13 protein-coding genes are annotated in these 16,187 nt (G+C 38.4%); 10 read left to right on the top strand and 3 right to left on the bottom strand.

Annotated elements, in window-relative coordinates:
* The first annotated feature begins 498 nt into the window (after nucleotides 1–498).
* The 5 genes from ABDW32_RS20685 (at nucleotide 499) to ABDW32_RS20665 (ending at nucleotide 5,160) form a co-directional block, all read left to right on the top strand.
* On the top strand, nucleotides 499–1,125 hold the full coding sequence (locus ABDW32_RS20685; RefSeq protein WP_343565736.1) for a Pr6Pr family membrane protein: 627 nt from the start codon (nucleotides 499–501) through the stop codon (nucleotides 1,123–1,125).
* A 444-nt stretch (nucleotides 1,126–1,569) separates the two neighbouring features.
* Entirely contained in the window at nucleotides 1,570–2,109 is a 540-nt protein-coding gene (locus tag ABDW32_RS20680; protein ID WP_343565735.1) for a hypothetical protein, read from the top strand.
* An 8-nt stretch (nucleotides 2,110–2,117) separates the two neighbouring features.
* Nucleotides 2,118–2,777, top strand: coding sequence for a hypothetical protein (locus tag ABDW32_RS20675; protein WP_343565734.1), 660 nt, complete (start codon nucleotides 2,118–2,120; stop codon nucleotides 2,775–2,777).
* Between the two features lie 25 nt (nucleotides 2,778–2,802).
* On the top strand, nucleotides 2,803–3,873 hold the full coding sequence (locus ABDW32_RS20670) for a hypothetical protein (protein WP_343565733.1): 1,071 nt from the start codon (nucleotides 2,803–2,805) through the stop codon (nucleotides 3,871–3,873).
* 198 nt (nucleotides 3,874–4,071) lie between these two features.
* Complete coding sequence (locus ABDW32_RS20665; protein ID WP_343565732.1) at nucleotides 4,072–5,160, top strand: nitronate monooxygenase; 1,089 nt, start codon at nucleotides 4,072–4,074, stop codon at nucleotides 5,158–5,160.
* Between the two features lie 288 nt (nucleotides 5,161–5,448).
* Here the strand turns inward: ABDW32_RS20665 and ABDW32_RS20660 are convergent, their stop codons facing one another.
* Nucleotides 5,449–6,042: an NAD(P)H-dependent oxidoreductase gene (locus ABDW32_RS20660; RefSeq protein WP_343565731.1), complete on the bottom strand. Its 594-nt coding sequence runs from the start codon at nucleotides 6,040–6,042 to the stop codon at nucleotides 5,449–5,451.
* 76 nt (nucleotides 6,043–6,118) lie between these two features.
* Entirely contained in the window at nucleotides 6,119–6,943 is an 825-nt protein-coding gene (locus ABDW32_RS20655) for a helix-turn-helix domain-containing protein (protein ID WP_343565730.1), read from the bottom strand.
* Nucleotides 6,944–7,217: 274 nt separating this feature from the next.
* On the opposite strand from ABDW32_RS20655, the gene ABDW32_RS20650 reads away from it, so the two are divergent.
* From ABDW32_RS20650 to ABDW32_RS20630, 5 genes are all read left to right on the top strand, one after another.
* Entirely contained in the window at nucleotides 7,218–7,997 is a 780-nt protein-coding gene (locus tag ABDW32_RS20650) for a Ku protein (protein ID WP_343565729.1), read from the top strand.
* Nucleotides 7,998–8,429: 432 nt separating this feature from the next.
* A complete protein-coding gene (locus ABDW32_RS20645) occupies nucleotides 8,430–10,373 on the top strand; it encodes a glycoside hydrolase family 97 protein (protein ID WP_343565728.1) in 1,944 nt (647 codons plus the stop codon).
* 37 nt (nucleotides 10,374–10,410) lie between these two features.
* Entirely contained in the window at nucleotides 10,411–10,710 is a 300-nt protein-coding gene (locus tag ABDW32_RS20640; protein WP_343565727.1) for a RagB/SusD family nutrient uptake outer membrane protein, read from the top strand.
* A 6-nt stretch (nucleotides 10,711–10,716) separates the two neighbouring features.
* Nucleotides 10,717–13,551 (top strand): endopygalactorunase, encoded by a 2,835-nt coding sequence (locus ABDW32_RS20635; protein ID WP_343565726.1) that lies wholly within the window; start codon nucleotides 10,717–10,719, stop codon nucleotides 13,549–13,551.
* A 240-nt stretch (nucleotides 13,552–13,791) separates the two neighbouring features.
* The gene (locus ABDW32_RS20630; protein WP_343565725.1) at nucleotides 13,792–14,730 is read left to right on the top strand and encodes an SPFH domain-containing protein; all 939 of its coding nucleotides are present in this window, start codon (nucleotides 13,792–13,794) and stop codon (nucleotides 14,728–14,730) included.
* A 139-nt stretch (nucleotides 14,731–14,869) separates the two neighbouring features.
* On the opposite strand, the gene ABDW32_RS20625 is transcribed toward ABDW32_RS20630, so the two are convergent.
* Nucleotides 14,870–15,652, bottom strand: a complete 783-nt coding sequence (locus ABDW32_RS20625; protein WP_343565724.1) for a phosphatase PAP2 family protein — start codon at nucleotides 15,650–15,652, stop codon at nucleotides 14,870–14,872.
* Nucleotides 15,653–16,187 lie beyond the last annotated feature (535 nt).

Genomic DNA, 16,187 nt, shown 5'->3' with positions numbered 1-16,187 from the left:
TGTTATTAGCGGACTAGAGCCTGTCAACACGAACTTCTTTGAGCGATTTCTTAGTATTATGGATTTATTTCTAAGTCTTGGTTTATCAACTATATATGTTATCATTATTGCTGTTAGTACCCTGTTGTTTTTTCTTAATCAAATTGAAAAAATTAGAAAAAGTTATTTTTTGTCTTTGCTGACATTTTCGGGCATACCTTTCCTGTGTATTATCATTCTATCTATCAATATTTTGACAGATTTTTATCAATATAATATTACACCTGTTTCTTTAAAAATATTGTTAAGCTTTTCAATAGTCTATTTGCTATGTAGCTTTATTGAATTTCTGATGTACAGAAAAAAAGTGCGAAACCTAGTTAATATATGATTTCAATAGGACTGTATGCTGTGAATATTTTAAATAGTAAATGAACAGAGATAAGGCGCAATTTCGCTGATACAGTCCTTGGCTTTTAGGTAAAGAATTGTCTATTTTTAGATATTAAAATGACGAACATGATTTTATCTCAAAGGAGCTTTGCTGCTTTCATTTCCTTACTATGTTGGACCGCCATTGTTGCTCAATTTTTAATTAGTTATAGTAATTCCACAATAGCAGTTGGCGAATTGGTTGTTAGGTTCTTTAGTTATTTTACAATCTGGACAAATCTGGTGGTGGCGATCTGCTGTACTTGTATCGTACTGTTTCCAAATAAAGCAATAGGAGACTTTTTTACCAAGCCGACAACGATCACTGCAGTCACACTTTACATCCTAGTCGTAGGACTAATTTATAATATTGTACTTCGCTTCTTGTGGCAACCTATAGGAATAGCACGGGTTGTTGATGAAATGCTTCATTCAGTGGTTCCTATTTTAGTTTTAATTTTTTGGTGGCGTATGGCGGATAAGCGAATTGTACATTGGAGGTCTATATTTAACTGGCTAATATATCCCTTTATTTATTTGCTATACACCCTATGGCATGGAGCGTTCTCTGGATTTTATCCTTATCCTTTTGTAGATGTTTCGGAATTGGGAATAAATCGGGTATTAGCGAATAGTACGATTATAACTGTTATTTTTTTGGTCATAGGCTTACTTTTAATCCAAATAAATAGACGAATCGCTAAGAAAAGGTAATAAATCTATTCCGATTAGAGTGAATGTGTAAGGATAGGTCGTCGCGATGTTTAATAAATGAGATTTATAGGTTTATCTTAAAAGACCGAAAAAGTTTTATAGGGGAAGCTTATCGGGAGGGGAATGGACAGATAAACACCCATCTTTCGAACCGCTTATAGCGGAATTGGTCAACTATGCGGAGGCTAGGAAGTTTACATCAAAATGCTGGCAGGTTATTGTCCGCCAAAATAAGTTGGATTGCATTGATGAATAGGAACTGCCGAATACGAAATGCGTATACGAATTTAAATTCATTAGAGGCGAATATTAAATGAGACAAATGTATTAGGATTTAAGGGCATATATTTAATCATTGAAACCTTATTTTCGAAATCATGATACATGAGAGAATTTCGTTTTTTGGTTAACAAATAACAATAGTCAATTTTAACATTGGAAAGTATGAAAAAAATATTCCTGGTAGCGCTGATAATTTTTACACATTTTATTGTTTTTGGTCAGCAGAAAAGATCGAAAAAGAATACAATTCCTCCACCAATAAAAAAGAAGGAGTATCCTATACCAGAGGCGAAAGGAATAGAAGATCTTATTATTGAACAGAAGAAAAAATGTTTTGTTTATAAGATCGAGGAAAAGAAAGACTCGTTGTTGTTCGTAAATAGTAACTTACTAGAGTATGGTTGGGCAGGAGATAACGCCAGGATGGTAATTACATCTTATCATTACGATCCGATAAAAAAGAAAGAGGCAGAACAGAAAGGGGATGTTCTTTTGAATGAAGAGCATGTACAATTTATCAATGGGTCATATAAGACAGAAAAAGATATTTTGATTTTCATACCTGAAAAAGCGGATCGGTTTAAAACAAGAGCATTTAGGTTAGTATATAAATCAAATGTAAAAGAAATTGATTATCTGGAAGACGAAGATAACAATAAATATATTGCAGGCGATTGCTCAGAACCCGTTGTTGGTCTATAAACGATTGCATGACAAAACCAATAAATAGCGATAGCAGACGTTTTGCAGCCTTTCCTATGATGATTGCTAGCATTGTTATGTTTATGGCAATGTTCGTCCATACTAAACTAAGCTTAGCATCATCAACTGAGTATCCGAAAGATACTGTCAGGACGATATATAAGCCGCAGCTCTTTGATAGTATTATAGTGAAGAGTGTTTATCAGGATACATATGGAAAGAATACATTGTACATAAAAGTCACGAATCCCTGCAATGCGGATTCGTCTCGATTTGACGGAGTGCTGACGCAGATCGAAGCTCGTGTGAAAAATAAAAACACTGCCATATCTATGGTCTATACACATCCCTATCCTCAAATGTCGTTAATCTACTTCGTAAAAGAAGAAATACATCTGCAGAACTTCGGGAATCATATGGCAGTTATTATTCCTTTCTATTACTGTGGAGGCTATGAGACCAATGATATGAAAGTTTCCTATATAGTTATTTACAGAAATAATAACTATATCTTCCATATAAATTATTACTGCGGGGAGGGAAAAGACTGCAAACCAGTTCAAAGCTTTAAAGTTATGTTTAGTCAACTTCCAAAGGATATTCGGAACTATCTGAACAATTACCTGACCCAAAAGCATAAGTCTAGATTCAGCTTCCATCAGGAGTAAGTTAATCGAATAAACAGAAAGGGATATGGATAAATTTGATGTCATTTGCTTTACTATTTTGTTTTTCATCCTTTCCGGGAACAGTAAAGCACAAGTAGAAAATAAGGTACTAAACACAGTCTCAGATTCAATAGGTACGGAATCTATATTCTCTAAAAGGAATAAAAAAGATTGTGTAACACTTCCATTTGGATATTTAGATATTTCCAAAAGAAAGCACATTGACTCTATTCTATCAGCCATACAGAATAAAAACAAACTACAAGAAATCAAAGCGTTAAATTTTGAGAGAGTAATTGAGAAGGATCTAATATTTTATCCTGAAGGGTACGATGTTTTTCTGCCCTACATCCAAAATATTAATGAAAAATATAACAGTATTAAAATTGCATCCAATTTTCTGTGCTATGGACCACAATCATTGTACTTTGTAGCTATTTATAATACCGTTCGCTATGCTGAACCGTTTATTGAAAGACTATATTTAATTTCAACGAAGGATAATAAACTTGTTGATATGAAGAGAATATATTTTCATTATGAAGGAGAAATGGGATTTGCATACTATACTTTGTTCAACATAACTGATAACCGTATAATTTCTCTACAGGATTACAAATTTATCGAAGGACCATTCAAATTAAAACCTCTCTCTAAATACAAGATTCTACCCTCCGGACAATTTTCCAGATATTATGATAATGATGGTTTTTATAAAAGTGAAGAGGAACAAGGGATGGTAAAAAATCACCTTAGAGAAGGAAAATGGATCGAATTTAAATCAAATAATTATATCGATTTACAGCAATATTCAAGTTTTACAGATACTTATACTTATTTGGAAGCTGAATATAAAAATGGTTTACCCGTTGGAAAATGGAAGTTTTATAAATTATTGCAAAAATACAGTGAGGAGACAGGCGAACCTATTTTAGAAACGAGAGTGAGGGGACAATTAATTTATACTGAAATATATAAAGATGGAATATTGGACAAACGAGAGTTTCGACACCCCTCGAAAAAACTAGAAAAGATTATAAACAATAATATGATCGGCCACAATACCCAGGCAGATTTAGATTTGTTTACAAGGTAGGTCTATAGTTAATCAATTGCTCAAAAGAAGTATTTCCTGTTATAGAACGACAGAGTAAAGTAAGAGTATACAGGAATGTATTATTGATTGCATAAGACAATTTTGCATACTTATCTGAAGAGTTCTCTATCCTAAACAGTGGAAATTTTGTAATTTTAGTGGATAGCCGTAGACTTACAGCGAATTTTATATTGTTAAATGATAAAAGCGAAAAAAATGTGGAGCGACACTAAATTTACACGATTATTAGGCATTGATTTGCCCATTGTTCAAGGACCTTTTGGAGGAAAAGTGTCATCTATTGATCTTACTGCTATTGTTTCCAATAGCGGGGGGCTGGGTTCATACGGTTGTCAGCCTTTTGATGCAAATGAGATCGTAAAAATTTCGGAAGAAATTAAGAAAAAGACAGACAAGCCTTTCAATCTCAATCTTTGGGTAAAAGACCGAGATGATAAGATAGATGATTTTGACGATTTAGCCCTTCGTGAGGTGAATGAGGTGTTTCAACCTTATTTTTATGAAGCAGGAATAGAATTACCACAGTTTCCGTTTGCCGATAGCCCATCTTTTGAAAATCAAATTGAAGCTATTTTTACGATAAAACCCGCTGTATTTAGTTTCGTTTATGGAATACCATCTGCAGATATTCTAGAAAAATGTCGTCAGTTAAATATCAAGACGGTGGGTGCAGCTACGACTTTAGACGAAGCCATTGCTATTGAAAATGCTGGCGTTGACGCATTGGTCGCTACAGGTTTTGACGCTGGGGGGCACCGGGTTTCATTTCTTGATAAACCTGAAGAAAGTCTTATCGGAACGTTTTCGCTGATTCCCCAAATAGCTGATCACGTGAATATTCCTGTTATAGCAGCCGGAGGGATCGTAGATTCGCGAGGTGTAAAAGCTGCTTTTTCACTAGGTGCAGATGCAGTGCAGATGGGGACAGCATTTCTAGCTACCGAGGAATCAGGAGCAAGTCAAGCACATCGCAAGAAATTATTCTCCAAGGAAGCTCGATACACAACATTAACAAAGGTATTTACAGGCAGATTATCACGAGCAATAAAAAACCGGTTGACAGAAGAACTAAAGGATTATCAGGGGAAATTGGCTCCTTATCCCTTGCAGGGAAAGATTGTAGGAAAACTTGGTGCATACCCTGCAAATGCAGAGTCCGCTCCAGAGCTAAAATCTTTTTGGTCAGGACAGGCAGCATCAATCTTAAAATTTCATCACGCCAAAGATTTAATTGAACATATTATTGCCGATATGGGAACATCTTAATAGAAAAAAAGAAATCGCCAGCAACTATCCTGTTGATGTGGTGACGCTAATTATGACTCCGAAATTTTCGTCGCTTTGAAGTCAGTCTTTCTCAGGTAGGAAAGTTTTGGAGGACATACATTTTATGAGCTGTCATTATATGGGTATTGTAAGCACCCACATAACGACAGCCTCATTAACCAATAAGTGCAAAGGTATTCCAGTACCAACAAAATGATTGACACAAAATTAAGATCGATCCTCAGGTGCTGTTTTGTTTAAAAGGCCTAATTCACTTTGTTCAAAAGGTCAGGTTATTTTGATCGGATTTGTCGTATATACATTTCTGATTTTAGAAAGCCAAATTTCAATAGTCTCAGTGCTCGCGCGGTCAGCTTTATCAAAAAAGAAATGCTCCTCGACCTGGAAGCCACAATAGGTATAGATACTCTTATCTGAGGTTAGCGATAAGGCCTTATCCATACCAATTGCAGCATATTCTTCATTGGATTTTCCATGAGTATTGATGATTATCGCCTGTTTCCCAGTTAATAGTCCTTTCTGGACTCCCTGATCATAGCTGTAAGCAAATCCATAGCTAAATACCCTGTCAATGTACCCTTTCATTATTGCTGGCATACCCGTCCACCAGATCGGATAGATAAAGGTGACGATATCCGCCCAAGAAATATATTCTTGTTCTTTTTTAATGTAGTCATCGACGATGCCTTTCCGCTGTCCTGTCATATCGTTCAGAGACAGTACTGGGTCAAATCCGATACTGTAAAGATCTCGGACGATTATATCTAATCCCTGCTGTTCCAGTGTTTTTTCTATACACTGTTTAAATTGAGCATTCAAGCTTTCTTGATTTGGGTGCGCGTAAATAATAAGATGTTTCATACTGTTATTTTAGTTGATTGAACAGTACAAATTTAAAATAGGGCCCACGGGAAAAATTGTAAGAAAACGAAAAGAGCTATTGATCGATAGGCTGGCAGATATCCCGCTGAAACTTTAGGTAATTTCTAGGTGATAGCCCTATAAAATACTGAAAGTCATGAATAAGTTGGCTTTGATCATAATAACCACATTGATCAATGATTTTAAACCAGTTTATCTTTTCATTAGACAAATGTATCTGTTGAATCAACTTTATCGTTTTTAAAAAGCGATGGTAACGCGTGATCTCTTTTGCACTGAAACCAAAGTGTTTTTTATGTATCAACTGGATGTTTCGTTCACTTTGTTGCACTTTTGCTGCAATAGATTTGATTGGATTTATTGCGCTCGATTTAAAGTTAACTAACAGATTGGAAGTAGCATTTTGTAAATTGAGATACGGCCGGCAGAAATTGAGCATATACGCCACCTTTTCCTGAACGCAATTTATGCAGTTCAGTTGGGTCCATAGATAGCTGAAACAATTCTCGTCAAGGGCTTCATCGGGATGAATGGGCAAATGGTTTGATAAAACGGCTTTACCGAAAAAACGGTAGAACGAGTCATCTTTGAAATTCACAACCAGTATGCTGGAATTTTGAGGGATACCATATTCAAATGCGGACTTAATAGGCCCCAGGACAATACATTTCCCAATTTCAATTTTCTTTTTTTGCTTAGAAATCAGAAATGCTGCAGGTCCGAAGTTGAAAACCATTATGGTTTGGAAAGAAGGTAAAAGTGTTTTGGTTATTGTTGTTTTAGCCTTATTCTCTACAAAATAAAAATAAGAGAAAATTGCCTCAAACTCTTGAGGAACAGGAATTTTATGATCATCATATTTTAATTTGTCTGAGTTCATTTATAAGTTACAATTTAGGGAAAAATTAGCGCTATTTTGGCAAATAAAAATGCATTTCTATAAAACTTTTGGTTGTGAAGGCTTGTTCGATAAATAACTATTAGATTGTAAAGTGGGACTTCATAAGTTACACTAAATAGGCACATAAATTATACGAATTCTTGTCGCAGAGGAGTAGAGTGAGTTGTGAAAAATAGATTAAGTTTCATTAATTTATATTCAACTGATTTAGAGAATTATTTGATTATGCATTACAACTTAAAGATATAAAAATATGAGAGCAATCTGGAATGGAGCAATAGGTTTTGGATTGGTAAATATACCGGTCAAACTGTACTCAGCTAGTGAATCGAGTACGTTAGATTTAGATATGCTGGATAAAAGAGATCTCGGCAATATCAGATATAAAAGAGTAAATGAAAATACCGACAAAGAGGTTCCTTGGGAAAATATTGTAAAAGGCTACAAAATAGAAGATAGCTATATTGTATTGGACGATGATGATTTTGAGGCAGTAAGTCCGGAAAAATCAAAAATTTTGAGCATCAAACAATTTGTTAACGAAGATGAAGTGGATGTAGCCCTTTTTGAGACGCCTTATTTTCTTGAACCTCAAAAACATGGTGATACTGCCTATAAATTATTGTTAGAAGCACTTCTGAAAACCAAAATGGCCGGTGTGGGATCTTTTATCCTTAGAGAAAGAGAAATCCTTTGTATGATCCGCCCTTACCAGAAGGAAATTTTGATGGTGAACAGAATGCGGTATCCTGAGGAAATGAGAAGTTATGCGGATCTGAAAATTCCAAAGGGAAAAGCACCAAAAGCCGAAGAACTGCACATGGCAGAAGCTTTAATTAAATCATTAGCGGAGGCTTTTGATCCGTCGAAGTATAAAGATACCTACAATGAAGACTTACTGAAAATTATAAAACAGAAAGCAAAGGGTAAAAATATAAAATCTAAAAAAACCAAAGAGCCAGAAGAAAAAACAATTGATCTTATGGCAATGCTAAAAGCTAGCCTCGAATCTGGGAAGAGAAAAGCAGGCTAAATTATATCCAGTATTTGTTCAAAATAAAGCATATTTAGAAAAATGGAGGCGAAAGTCTCCAATTTTTATAACATGGTCATGATGATAACAACCTTTAATTTTTTTTCTAAAAAATCAATTCAGTATCAATCAGTAAAATATAAGTGTAATTATCTTACTGCCAACAAACTGGGCTTACAGAATAGGATTTAAATGGATAAAATAGACAAACCAAATTTTGGTGATCAAAATTAATTTTTTCCACCTATTAGACCAAAATCTCCCCCTGAAAATTATTCTCCCTTGGTAAATTCGATTAATAACTAAATTATAAACTAAACCCCACATCAGGGAGCGTAGGTTATTCTTTTATTGGTTCGTCTATCGTGGTCGCCTTTGTTTGTCTGTCCAAAAATTGACAGACAAAATTGTGTGTACCCTAATATCCAAATTATGAGAAACACTATTTTCGCATTATTACTATTGGTATTATTCCAATTAGGTTTTGCTCAAGAAAGCCAATGGAAGTTAACCTCTCCTGATGGTAAAATCACTGTAAACCTTAATGTTGATTCCAAAGGATTAGAAAACTATGGAAAATTACTTTATACCGTGTATTTAGACGGGAAGCTCGTGCTCGAACCAGCTCCTTTGGGGATCGACCGTGAGGATCAGCAGTTTGATTCGGACCTGGCTTTTGTTTCCAGTACGGAGCCTAGGCTTATCGACGAACACTATCGACTCAAATCTGGAAAACAGCTGCTGTGTCGCAATCATGCGAATGAACGGGTCGTAAGCTTTCAAAATACACGCGGTAAAGAAATACAGCTCATCTGGCGGGCCTATGATGATGGTATTGCCTTTCGATACCGTTTTGCAGAAAAGGATACCAAGTCATATAAGATAATCAGAGAACATACAGGTTTCCGCTTACCGACCAATGGTCGTGCCTGGATACATCCCTATGATTGGAACAGCCGTCAAAAACCCAGTTATGAACAATATTGTCAAAACAATATTGCCATTGGAACAGATTCGCCAAACCCAAAAGGATGGGCTTATCCGATGTTGGTAAAATCGGAGGCAGCTTGGATCATGATCACCGAAGCAGTATTGGACGGAACTTATTGCGCGACTCATCTCCGAAGTACGAACGATGGCCTTTATACCGTAAATTTTGCGGAGAAGGAAGAAGTTGCCCTCGCAGACAGCCTTGAGCCAACATCTGGGATGCCGTGGCAGAGCCCGTGGCGTGTGATTGTACTCGGCGATTCTTTATCCGATATCGTTGAGACCAATATCGTACAGCATTTAAATCCTCCTAGTGTTATCACTAACGATTCATGGATCCAGCCAGGACGTTCCAGCTGGAGCTGGTGGTCAAACGGAGGCTCGCCCAAGAATTTTTCTGTGCAGAAACAGTATGTTGACTTTTCAGCTGAAATGGGCTGGGAATACATCCTTATAGATGCCGGATGGCCTGTCATGAGCGGTGGATCAATGGAAGATGTTGTCCGCTATGCCCAATCAAAAGGTGTCGGAGTCTGGCTCTGGTATCATTCAGGTTCTGGTCAACGGATGGATTCCATAAGTAACCGAAATTTGATGAGCGATCAACATGCACGTAGAGCCGAGCTTGCCCGTCTCCAAAAATTAGGCGTGAAAGGCATTAAGGTCGACTTCTTTGACTCGGATAAACAGGGAATTGTGAGACGCTATCAGGAGATATTAGCAGATGCCGCAAAGTATGAAATCATGGTGAATTTTCATGGTGCGACATTACCTCGAGGATTGGAAAGGACTTATCCTAACTTAATGACTACCGAAGCCATTAAAGGAGCGGAGGGTTTTGGTCGCCAGGAGAACTGTGACCGTGCCCCCGTGCATAATGCCACAATTCCGTTTACAAGAAATGTGGTCGGGTCGATGGACTATACGCCGGTTACATTTTCCAATAAGGTCCGTCAGGGGGTGGAAGCTTTCAACCGCACGAGCTTTGCACACCAGCTCGCTTTAGCGGTTGTCTTTGAGTCCGGTGTCCAATGTTTTGCAGATAAAATCGAATCCTACCGCGAATTGCCCGAGGCTCCGCGAAATTTTTTAAAGCATGTTCCCACAGCATGGGACGAAACAAAGCTGCTAGATGGATTTCCCGGGGATTTCGTCATCATAGCCAGACGCAAAGGAGACACCTGGTATGTAGGCGGCATTAATGGCAAAGATGAAAAACGTTCTTTAACTTTTAGCCTTCCTTTTATTCCCAATAGCAAACCAATTAAGATGATCACAGACGGCGGAGACAGAAGTTCTTTTGCGGTGGGTGAACTGGAGTCTAGCGGAAAGATCCAGGTCAATATGCTACCCTACGGTGGATTTACAGGCACGATCAAGCTTTAAGCAAATTGCCGATGAATGCACTATGAACAAACTAAATATGGAGAAACAAAAATTACGAAACAGCACTAAATGCTGTACGCAGCGTTCGGCAGTCAATACGCCTGCAAGAACAAGCCTGACTCGTGATTATATCTGCAACGAAAGGAGGGTGGAATTGGCTTATGAAGGGATTCGTTATTATGACATTATACGTTGGGATATCGCAAAAGAAGTAATTCCCACGGCGATTTATAATTCAGACGGGACAAAGCCGAAATTTGACGGTAACCCAGGGCCGATTCCACAGAGCCAAATGGATATTATGGCTGACCTTTGGAAACAAAACCCTGGATTTTAATAGAACATGGACCAACTACGCGCTTATATTCTTGTCCTTTTCATATTGGCATCAGCAACGACCCTGCATGCAAGAGATGTCAGGCTGGTGCCATCCGCCAATTCACCAAATGTTATCCGTATTGTCAATGAGACTATATTTTTGGTTGAAGGGAAGACCTATCGTTATACGGTTGATACACCTGTCGATAGCGGGTTAATAGAAACCGGGCTTCCGCTAAATGACATCGCCACACAACTGGAGCTTTCGACAGGTACGCCCTTTCAATGGCAGGTATATGATCGCTGGGGTAAAGTAAAAACCAATGGTTATTTAAAAGCCGGAGATCTTTTACATGTCCAGACAGCACAACACCGAATAAAATATAAAATAAAAACAGTGATGGGAGCTTTAAGTCCACAGCTAACATGCCAGCGTGAGACCATCACAGTTGGTTGTCATGAAGATATTATTTTTGACTTTGTGGCTGGGCAGCGGAGTCCGGATACGAAGGTTGATTTTATCATTCCCGCCGGTATCGATGTTACACTTGACAATGTTTTTGTCGACGTTATTGGGAGGGGCGAAGTTTCCCTACGGCAGTTTTCCAGACTTGGGATCGGAAGAGGTGCCAGCCATTATGAAGATAAGCGTGTCGGTAGCGTGCAACTATCTAAGATAAGCTCCGGTGGACATCAGATTTCCTTTTCCGATATCGACTTAAGGCCCTCCAACGGAGTAGATTTACGTTTGCGCATCCGTTCTGTAGTATTGCCCCAAGTAAGAAACTACGTCTTTGTCGCTACCTATACCACCAGTAAACCTGATAGCTACACTAGCTTTCAGACAGCGATGGCTACTGTTAGCATCCGCGGTACTAAGCGTATTTCCGACCTCAGGCTTGTCGCGCCAAAAGCATCAGCAATAAAGACAGCATCCGATTTAAACTTACTTTCAGTCCTGCAGTGGACTACACCTCGTAATGCAAAAAAAGTGAGCTTGTTGATTTCAACCGATCGGGGACAGCGTTGGGAGCATCATGCACATTTACCTAAATATGCATCAGACTACAGATTCAAAAAGTTGGAAGCAAATACACTTTATCAGGCCAAGCTCGTTGTTGAAGGCGGCCCCCAGCGCGGAGAATCCAATCGTATTGAATTCTATTCAGGACCTGTGGACGTCAAACAATTCGGCGTGGAAGGGAACGGAAAATCAGATGATAGCGAAAAGATCAACGCGGCCATAGCCTTGCTCAGCAGACAGGGAGGAGGTATATTATCCTTTGACAAGGGGGATTTCCTAGTGCGGACCGTTTTGCTTAAAAGCAATGTCTGGTTACATATCGGGAAAAATGCAGTTCTCCGTGGTTTATCTCCTATGAATGGTCCCGAAACAACCTGGTTCAGTGATAAGGCTTATCGCTATGGGCTATCGCCCACGGATACCGGTCCATACGATGATCCCGAAAATTATCTGACCAAACAGGATGTAGGACACAGTTTTTTTCAGAACAGCATGTTTTTTGCGGAACGTCAGGTAAATATAAGGATCATAGGTAACGGTCGCATCAGTGGCAATGGAAATTTAGTAACTGGAGACAAGGTCATGGATAACGTTGCGGGAAGACGTGCTGATAAAATGTTTACGTTTAAACTTTGCAGGAATATTGAAGTAGGTGGCTTTGCAAACGGTCTGGATATGTGGTACGATGAACAACGGGATGAGCCTTATTATATACGGGGCGAGGGCCCAAAGGATTTCGATACAAACAATGTACTGCATATCGATCAGGCGGGGCATTTTGCGGTTTTGGCGACTGGTACCGATACCATCCATGTTCATGACACCTATTTTGGGCAGGCGAGTACGGATCACGCACGCGACATTTATGATTTTATGGGCTGCAATGCCGTTACTGTATCCAATATTTACTCCCGGTTGAGTGCTGACGATATTGTCAAATTGGGATCCGACTGTTCATTGGGCTTTACCCGACCTAGCCGCCAACATTTGATACGCGATATTATTGGTGATACCAATTGTAATCTGTTCCAGATTGGTTCAGAAACTGCAGATGATATCACGGATGTCTATGTAGACAATATTTATGTATTGGGTGCCAATAAAGCAGGATTTTCGATTTCGACTAATGATGGGGGAACGGTCAAGAACGTATTTTTGAATACCGGTCATACTGGGAAATTGCATAGCAGGTCAAAGATGCTACGTTGCCATACACCAATTTTTATTTCCATATCCAATAGAGGACGGGTATTGGGAGCCACTGTAAAACGTTTTCGGTTCAAGGAAAATGAAAAGATCCGGGATGAACTTTTATGTACCAATGTAAATATCGGCCATATCGAGAACATCGTGCTACAACATGTGGACATTGCTGAAGCCTACGCTGGAAGTTCATTTCGCAGCAGGCGCTGGAAAGGCTTCGATGGCTCGCAGGGGCATTCTGCTGCGATCATAGCGGGCTATAGTTTACCAGAAAACACCGCAGTGGAAGGTGGACTTACTTTTTCTCTACCAAATGGGAAAAGTAACAGTTATATAACTTCGCTTAAACTGAAAGATATTAATCTTTTGGTAAAAGGAGGAAATCCACATCAATCCAGCGATTATAATCCGCCTGAACTGGGTGTAGGAAAATATAATGTTAAAGATTTTGGTGTGTTACCAGCTTACGGCTTATGGATCAGACATGCCAGGGACATGTCTATCGTTGACTGTACGATTAAGACCGAACAAGCTGATCGCAGAAAGGCTATTATTCTAGATGATGCGACCCATATAATAATAAATGGGCTTGAAAGCCAGACCGTTGATGCTTATCATGGAATTATGCGTTAAGTTCTCCGTAACTAATCGAAATATCTTTATTACTGGATACTTTAATGCTGTCATGCGTAATCTTGCCTCACATTTTATGATTAAATACTACTTTAAACAGCAAGAGCTAGTAAGGGCTATAATTAATTAATGATCGAGATTTCCATATCTGCCAACATATTCAATACAAATTAAATAATTAGACTAGGAATAACAATGTAAAGATGTAAATTTGGGTATCATCAATAGTAAAATAAGGTTATGATATATCTAGGAATCCTCATCTTTTTCGGACTTATTACATTATTTGCTTCTTTTTATACCGTAAAACAGGAATCTGCTGCTGTGATAGAAAGGCTGGGCAAATTCTTAAAAGTGAGCCATGCCGGTTTACATTTGAAAATTCCTTTTTTTGATCAAATATCTAAACGTTTGAATCTTAGGATAAAGCAGTTAGATGTCATCATTGATACCAAAACGCTTGATAACGTTTTCATAAAGATGAAAGTTTCTGTTCAGTATCAGGTAATCAGGGAAAATGTAAAAGATGCTTACTATCGTTTGGAAAATCCCGAAAATCAAATTACATCCTATGTTTTTGATGTGGTGCGTGCTGAAGTACCAAAAACAAAGTTAGATGATGTATTTGTCAGAAAGGATGACATTGCAATTGCCGTAAAAAGCGAATTACAGGATGCGATGCAAAGTTACGGTTACGATATTATCAAAGCTTTAGTGACAGATATCGACCCGGATGAACAGGTAAAACATGCGATGAACAGAATCAACGCTGCAGAACGTGAAAAAACAGCAGCAGAATACGAGTCTGAAGCCCAAAGGATACGAATTGTTGCGGTAGCAAAAGCGGAAGCTGAATCCAAAAAGCTTCAGGGACAGGGGATTGCCGATCAAAGGCGAGAAATTGCCAGGGGGTTGGAAGAATCTGTAAAAATGCTGAATGCTGCTAATATCAACGCTCAGGAAGCATCAGCTTTAATTGTGGTTACGCAACATTATGACACCCTGAATGCTATTGGAGCTAATAGTAGGAGCAATTTGGTTTTACTCCCCAATTCACCAACTGCTGCGAGCTCCATGCTGAATGATCTGGTTGTTTCCATGGCAGCAGCACAAAAAATAGACGGAGTTGGTAAAGGTCAATCCCCCGAACTTTCTAATGATAGGGGACAACAGGAATAAAAATTTGTTCCGAGTATACCTGCACATTCACTCATTTCTTGTATTTAATGTAATAAATGTATAACTATTTTTCGGTCGGAGAAAGCCGAAATACCGCCGTACTATCGCAGTCTCCGCCCTGCATCAATTCATTGGGGATTTAAAATTGCTTTACAAAACCAATTGTGAACTGTCTATTGCTATAACCCGGAAAAAACGACATCGTACGCTGATCATCTCCGCCGATATGGATTTTATCGTAAAGCCAATAAGAGAGTGTTGTTGATAGGATACCGACGCCAGCCCCGGCAGCAACATCACCCAGCCAATGTTTATTATTATACAGACGCAAAATGCCCGTTCCGGTAGCAACAGCATACCCGGCTACACCTATCCAGGGTGATACATGCCAATACTCCCTACGCAAGAATTCAGCAGACGCAAATGCCAAAGTCGCATGTCCCGAAGGAAAAGATCGCCTATCGCTTCCATCAGGTCGTTCTTGACGGGTCAACCTTTTGGTAGAAAACACTATTGCCGTTGAGATCCCTACAGACATGGCATATACAACAGCTTCTTTTTTTACAGAGCTTTCACCTTTTATACCAAATGCCTGAAGTGCGAAAACTGCTGCTCCCGGCACAATTCGCGTATAATCATCAATCTTTGTTCTGAAATTGGGGTGATTTTCTACGATCTCATTTCTGACATCAAGATTTATATTTTTAAAGAATTTTGCTTCTGTTGCTAATAAGCCATACCCCACTAGGGCAGCGGGAACAATAAATTGTTTTGCCTTAAGTTTAAATGGAGATGAAGTAAAAAGACTATCAGTATTGTTATTCTGTATAGTTAAACCATCGTACTTTGGCAAACTACCTAACGAGTCAGTCTGTGCGGAGACTGTGAATGGAAGCAATATTAATAAAAGAAGTCGTATCATTCGGTACATTTTAAATAAATACAATTTAAAGGAGAAGGAAAATAATTAATAGAATGAACAAAGCTACCAAAAATCCTTTATTACACCAATTGACAGGGGAACGAGGAATGCTCAGTGGATTCATTAGGGAATACTCCGTCGATAGCAGGGTTGCCATTAATCATATAACTACATAAGTTCGCCCCATATTTCCTGTTAATCCTACGTATTCGAGAAGTAGAATTTAAGAGCATGAAAATCTCCGATCAACTGAAGTACTGTGTTGGCTAGTTGAAGATGGAATGCTTCTCAAATTGGTTTTGGAGGAAATAGTTGGGGAAGTGTTTCAGAATTAAAGCAAATTCTTACATTTGGGTATACCCTTGGGTATAGGATATGTTAAGAAATTAAGCGCATCTTTATGGACAGCACAAACAATTATTGATAGTCCCTAAATGAAATTATTAAAAAGCCATTTTGTATTGATTGGGATGATCATTGCATTGATTCTTATGTTTATTGCAATTAAAGTTTATCCAGGCGGTACATACCAAAA

Source organism: Sphingobacterium sp., assembly GCF_039596235.1.
Taxonomy (GTDB): Bacteria; Bacteroidota; Bacteroidia; order Sphingobacteriales; family Sphingobacteriaceae; genus Sphingobacterium.
This window is presented reverse-complemented; position numbering and strand designations above follow the sequence as displayed.

Bases quoted from the DNA above. Each gene is read 5' to 3' on its own strand.
- ABDW32_RS20685 (WP_343565736.1), top strand. From the start codon at position 499: ATGATTTTATCTCAAAGGAGCTTTGCTGCTTTCATTTCCTTACTATGT.
- ABDW32_RS20680 (WP_343565735.1), top strand. From the start codon at position 1,570: ATGAAAAAAATATTCCTGGTAGCGCTGATAATTTTTACACATTTTATT.
- ABDW32_RS20675 (WP_343565734.1), top strand. From the start codon at position 2,118: ATGACAAAACCAATAAATAGCGATAGCAGACGTTTTGCAGCCTTTCCT.
- ABDW32_RS20670 (WP_343565733.1), top strand. From the start codon at position 2,803: ATGGATAAATTTGATGTCATTTGCTTTACTATTTTGTTTTTCATCCTT.
- ABDW32_RS20665 (WP_343565732.1), top strand. From the start codon at position 4,072: ATGATAAAAGCGAAAAAAATGTGGAGCGACACTAAATTTACACGATTA.
- ABDW32_RS20660 (WP_343565731.1), bottom strand. From the start codon at position 6,042: ATGAAACATCTTATTATTTACGCGCACCCAAATCAAGAAAGCTTGAAT.
- ABDW32_RS20655 (WP_343565730.1), bottom strand. From the start codon at position 6,943: ATGAACTCAGACAAATTAAAATATGATGATCATAAAATTCCTGTTCCT.
- ABDW32_RS20650 (WP_343565729.1), top strand. From the start codon at position 7,218: ATGAGAGCAATCTGGAATGGAGCAATAGGTTTTGGATTGGTAAATATA.
- ABDW32_RS20645 (WP_343565728.1), top strand. From the start codon at position 8,430: ATGAGAAACACTATTTTCGCATTATTACTATTGGTATTATTCCAATTA.
- ABDW32_RS20640 (WP_343565727.1), top strand. From the start codon at position 10,411: ATGGAGAAACAAAAATTACGAAACAGCACTAAATGCTGTACGCAGCGT.
- ABDW32_RS20635 (WP_343565726.1), top strand. From the start codon at position 10,717: ATGGACCAACTACGCGCTTATATTCTTGTCCTTTTCATATTGGCATCA.
- ABDW32_RS20630 (WP_343565725.1), top strand. From the start codon at position 13,792: ATGATATATCTAGGAATCCTCATCTTTTTCGGACTTATTACATTATTT.
- ABDW32_RS20625 (WP_343565724.1), bottom strand. From the start codon at position 15,652: ATGATACGACTTCTTTTATTAATATTGCTTCCATTCACAGTCTCCGCA.